This is a genomic window from Wenzhouxiangella sediminis, assembly GCF_003410055.1.
GTDB classification, from domain to species: Bacteria; Pseudomonadota; Gammaproteobacteria; order Xanthomonadales; family Wenzhouxiangellaceae; genus Wenzhouxiangella; species Wenzhouxiangella sediminis.
In genome coordinates this window covers 1-4,187 of the sequence record NZ_QUZK01000001.1, presented here as the reverse complement: position 1 = coordinate 4,187, position 4,187 = coordinate 1, and the positions used below count along the sequence as shown (strand labels likewise).

The window sequence follows — 4,187 nt, the reverse complement described above, 5'->3', positions numbered from 1 at the left end:
TCAGGTTTCAGGTTTCAGGTTTCAGGTTTCAGGTTTCAGGTTTCAGGTTTCAGGTTTCAGGTTCCGGGTTCCGGGTTCCGGGTTCTGGAAAACCCGCTTGGCTACGAGGCCATCATTCGACGGGAAGAATGGCATGCACGAACGTTCCGGCGTCGAAGGGGCGCAGGTCGGCGGCCGTTTCGCCCACGCCGATGAAGCGGATGGGGATCTTCATTTCCTCGGCGATGGCGAAGAGCACGCCGCCGCGGGCGGTGCCGTCGAGCTTGGTTACCGTGATGCCGGTCAGCTGTGCGGCCTCGTTGAACTGGCGCGCCTGCGACAGGGCGTTCTGGCCGGTGCCGGCGTCGACGACCAGCATGGTCTCGTGCGGCGCTTCCGGATCGATCTTCTTCATCACGCGAATGATCTTCGACAATTCGGCCATCAGGTTGGCCTGGGTGTGCAGCCGGCCTGCGGTGTCGGCGATCAGCACGTCCACGCCGCGCGACTTCGCCGAGTGCAGCGCGTCGTAGATCACCGCGGCGGTATCGGCGCCGGAGGCCTGGGCCACGACGGGCACGTCGTTGCGCTCGCCCCAGGCCTGGAGTTGCTCGACCGCCGCGGCCCGGAACGTGTCGCCGGCGGCCAGCATGACGTTCTTGCCCTCGTCGAGATAGCGGCGGGCCAGCTTGCCGATCGTGGTCGTCTTGCCCACGCCGTTGACGCCGACCATCAGGATCACGAAGGGCTTCTTGTCGGGGTCGACGGCCAGGAAATCCTCGCAGGGCTCGATCAGGTCGTAGAGTTCGGCCTGGACGGCCGGCAGGACCTGCGACGGTTCGCTGATCACGCCCTGGCGCACCCCGTCGCGCAGCCGCTCGACGATGCGCGTCGTGGCGGCCACCCCGACGTCTGCGGTCAGCAGCGTGGTCTCGATTTCCTCGATCAGGTCATCGTCGATCCGCTCGGCCGAACCGATCAGGCCGAACAGGCTGCCCAGGCTGGATCGGGTGCGCTCGAGCCGCTGCTCGAGCGGATCGACGCCGGACTGCTCGACGGGGCGAACCTGCGTGCTCTCGACGCCCTTGCCGGATTTCTTGCGTTTGAAGATGGAGAACATGTTTTCTGGGTTTCAGGTTTCAGGTTTCAGGGTTCAGGTTTCAGGTTTCAGGGACTCGAACGTAGGTGCGGGTTCGGGTTGTGGAGTCAAGGGGTTCCGTGTTCGCCCCGTCCGCTGCAAGAAGCCGTATGCTAGCACCGGTATGAGCGGCAGGATTCGTATTATCGGCGGTCAGTGGCGGGGTCGGAAGCTTGCGGTTCCGTACGCGCCGGGGCTGCGTCCGACCGGTGACCGGGCGCGCGAGACCCTGTTCAACTGGCTGCAGGCGCAGGTGCCGGGCGCGCGCTGTCTCGACCTGTTCGCCGGCACCGGCGCGCTGGGCCTGGAAGCGCTGTCCCGCGGGGCGGCCTCGTCGGTGTTCGTCGAGCGTGATCGGCGCCTTGCAGGCCGCCTGCGCGAAATTGCGGGCGACTGGCCGGGCGGCGACCGAATGGAGGTCGTCCAGGGCGATGTCCTGCGCTGGCTTGGTACCGACGAGCGCTCGTTCGACCTGGTCTTCATCGATCCGCCGTTCTCGGACAGTCTGCAGGGCCGGGTGCTCGAAGCATTGGTCGATGGCGGGCACCTGGCTTCCGGCGCGCGCGTCTACGTCGAGCAGGACGCCCGCGACCCTGAAATCGATCCTGGCGAGCGCTACGAACTCCTGCGCAGCAAGACGCTGGGCGAGGTCCGCCTGACCCTGCTTGCCGTTTCCTGATCCCGGTGCGGCCGGTCCTCCCGGGACGGCAATGGCTCGGGCGTTATAATGCGCGTCCACCCAGTCCGAGACGCATTCGATGCCCCAGCCCGACTACGGCCTCGCGGTCTATCCCGGCACCTTCGATCCCCTGACCAATGGTCATACCGACCTGATCGCCAGGGCGTCGCGCATGTATCGCCGCATTATCGTGGCGATCGCCGAGAGCCCGCACAAGAAGCCCTCGTTCGGCCTTGGCGATCGGATCGGGCTGGCCCGGCAAGTGCTCGAAGAGGAAGGGCTGGACAACGTCGACGTGGTCGGCTTCAACAACCTCCTGGCGCACTTCGTCGAGGAGCATGATGCCGGGGTCATCCTGCGCGGGCTGCGCGCGGTCTCGGACTTCGAGTACGAGTTCCAGCTCGCCTCGATGAACCGCCACCTCATCGAGGACGTCGAAACGGTCTTTCTCACACCCGCCGAGCAGTACAGCTTCATCTCCTCCTCGCTGGTCAAGGAGATCGCCCGCCTTCAGGGCGACGTCAGCCGTTTCGTCCATCCCCGCGTTTCCGAAGCGCTCAGGGAGCGCTACGCGTGACACGGGGCATTCACTTCCAGGGACCATCAACGGGATCCGCCATGTTTCGAAGAACACGCTTCGCTTTTGCCTGCCTTCTGCTGACACTGGCCTGCGCGGTCGCATGGGCCGCTGACGGTCCCGGCAAGGCCGCCGTCTCCAGCGCCCACGAGCTGGCCACGGATGCCGGCGTGGAGATCCTGGAGAAGGGCGGTAATGCATTCGATGCGGCCGTGGCCGTCTCGGCGGCGCTGGCGGTCGTCGAGCCCGAATCCTCGGGCGCCGGGGGCGGCGGCTTCTGGTTGCTGCACCGCGCCTCCGACGACTTCTCCGTGATGGTCGACGGCCGCGAGACCGCACCGGCGGCCGCCACCGAAGACATGTACCTCGACGAGGAAGGCGGGGTGGATCGCGATCGTGCCATCAACGGCGCACTGGCCGGCGGCATTCCCGGAGCGCCCGCCGCCTGGGTGCATATCGCCGAGACCTACGGCACCCTGCCGCTCTCCGACCTGCTTGCGCCGGCCATCCGGCTGGCCGAGGAAGGCTTTCCGGTCGATGCCAAGTACCAGGCCCTGTTGAACTGGCGCGCGCACGTGATGAAGCGCTGGCCCGAAACCGCCGCCATTTTCATGCCCGGCGGCGAGGTGCCGGCCATCGGCGATACCATCCGGCAGCCCGACCTGGCCGACACCCTGCGCGCCCTTGCCGAGAAGGGAAGGGACGGTTTCTACGCCGGCGAGGTCGCGCGCAAGCTGGTCGATGGCGTCCAGGCCACCGGCGGTCTCTGGACCCTGGAGGACTTCGCCGACTACGAAGTGGTCGAACGCGAGCCGGTGCGCACCAGCTACCGGGGCTACGAACTCGTTACCGCCGCGCCGCCATCCTCGGGCGGCATCGCCATCGGCCAGATGCTGGAAATCGTCGAGCCTTTCGACCTGACCGGAATGAGCCGGGCCGATCGCGTGCACGTGCTGGCCGAAGCCATGCGCCGCGCCTACCGCGATCGCGCGCTGTATCTCGGCGACCCGGATTTCGTGGACATCCCGACCGGGATGCTGCTGAGCGAGAACTACGCCGCCGGGCTGCGCACCACGCTCCGTCTCGATCGCGCCACGCCTTCTTCGATGCTGGCCGCCGACCCCGACCGCCTGGGCAAGGAAAGCAGCGACACCACGCACTTCTCGCTGATCGATTCGCAGGGCAACATGGTCTCGGCCACGCTGACGGTCAACCTGCCGTTCGGCGCCGCCTACGTTCCGCCGGGCACCGGCGTGCTGGTCAACAACGAAATGGACGACTTCTCGGCCAAGCCGGGCGAGCCCAACGCCTACGGGCTGATCGGGTTTTCCGCCAACGCGATCGAACCGCACAAGCGCATGCTCTCGTCCATGAGCCCGACGATCGTGATCGGCGACGACCGAACGGCCGTACTCGGCACGCCGGGCGGTTCGCGCATCATCACGATGGTGCTGCTGGGCATCCTCGACTTCATCGACGGCAACGGGCCGGAGAGCTGGGTCTCGCTGCCGCGCTTCCATCATCAGTACCTGCCCGACGAGATCTCGATCGAACCCGATGCCCTGAGCGACGCCGAGATCGAGGCCCTGGAAGAAAAGGGCCACACCGTCACCGTGCGCAACCGCACCTGGGGCAACATGCACGGCGTCATGTGGAACCGCGAAACCGGCGAACTCGAGGCCGCCCACGATCCGCGCTGGAATTCGGGGGGCGCGGTTGTTGTTGATATCGACGCGAAATAGGTTTCAGGTTTTCAGGTTTCAGGTTTCAGGTTTCAGGTTTCAGGTTTCAGGTTTCAGGTTTCAGGTTTCAGG

4 protein-coding genes are annotated in these 4,187 nt (G+C 66.1%); 3 read left to right on the top strand and 1 reads right to left on the bottom strand.

The window, feature by feature from the left end; genetic code table 11:
- Positions 1 to 112 precede the first annotated feature (112 nt).
- Positions 113 to 1,099, bottom strand: a complete 987-nt coding sequence (gene ftsY / locus DZC52_RS00020) for a signal recognition particle-docking protein FtsY (protein ID WP_116649070.1) — start codon at positions 1,097 to 1,099, stop codon at positions 113 to 115.
- Between the two features lie 142 nt (positions 1,100 to 1,241).
- Here ftsY and rsmD point away from each other — a divergent pair, with 142 nt between their 5' ends.
- The 3 genes from rsmD (at position 1,242) to ggt (ending at position 4,115) form a co-directional block, all read left to right on the top strand.
- Positions 1,242 to 1,796, top strand: a complete 555-nt coding sequence (gene rsmD / locus DZC52_RS00015) for a 16S rRNA (guanine(966)-N(2))-methyltransferase RsmD (RefSeq protein ID WP_116649069.1) — start codon at positions 1,242 to 1,244, stop codon at positions 1,794 to 1,796.
- Between the two features lie 79 nt (positions 1,797 to 1,875).
- Positions 1,876 to 2,373: a pantetheine-phosphate adenylyltransferase gene (coaD, locus tag DZC52_RS00010; protein WP_116649068.1), complete on the top strand. Its 498-nt coding sequence runs from the start codon at positions 1,876 to 1,878 to the stop codon at positions 2,371 to 2,373.
- Between the two features lie 41 nt (positions 2,374 to 2,414).
- Positions 2,415 to 4,115, top strand: a complete 1,701-nt coding sequence (ggt, locus tag DZC52_RS00005) for a gamma-glutamyltransferase (RefSeq protein WP_116649067.1) — start codon at positions 2,415 to 2,417, stop codon at positions 4,113 to 4,115.
- Positions 4,116 to 4,187 lie beyond the last annotated feature (72 nt).

What these genes read in the sequence shown, in the direction of transcription:
- ftsY (WP_116649070.1), bottom strand. Translation starts at nt 1,099, where the DNA reads ATGTTCTCCATCTTCAAACGCAAGAAATCCGGCAAGGGCGTCGAGAGC.
- rsmD (WP_116649069.1), top strand. Translation starts at nt 1,242, where the DNA reads ATGAGCGGCAGGATTCGTATTATCGGCGGTCAGTGGCGGGGTCGGAAG.
- coaD (WP_116649068.1), top strand. Translation starts at nt 1,876, where the DNA reads ATGCCCCAGCCCGACTACGGCCTCGCGGTCTATCCCGGCACCTTCGAT.
- ggt (WP_116649067.1), top strand. Translation starts at nt 2,415, where the DNA reads ATGTTTCGAAGAACACGCTTCGCTTTTGCCTGCCTTCTGCTGACACTG.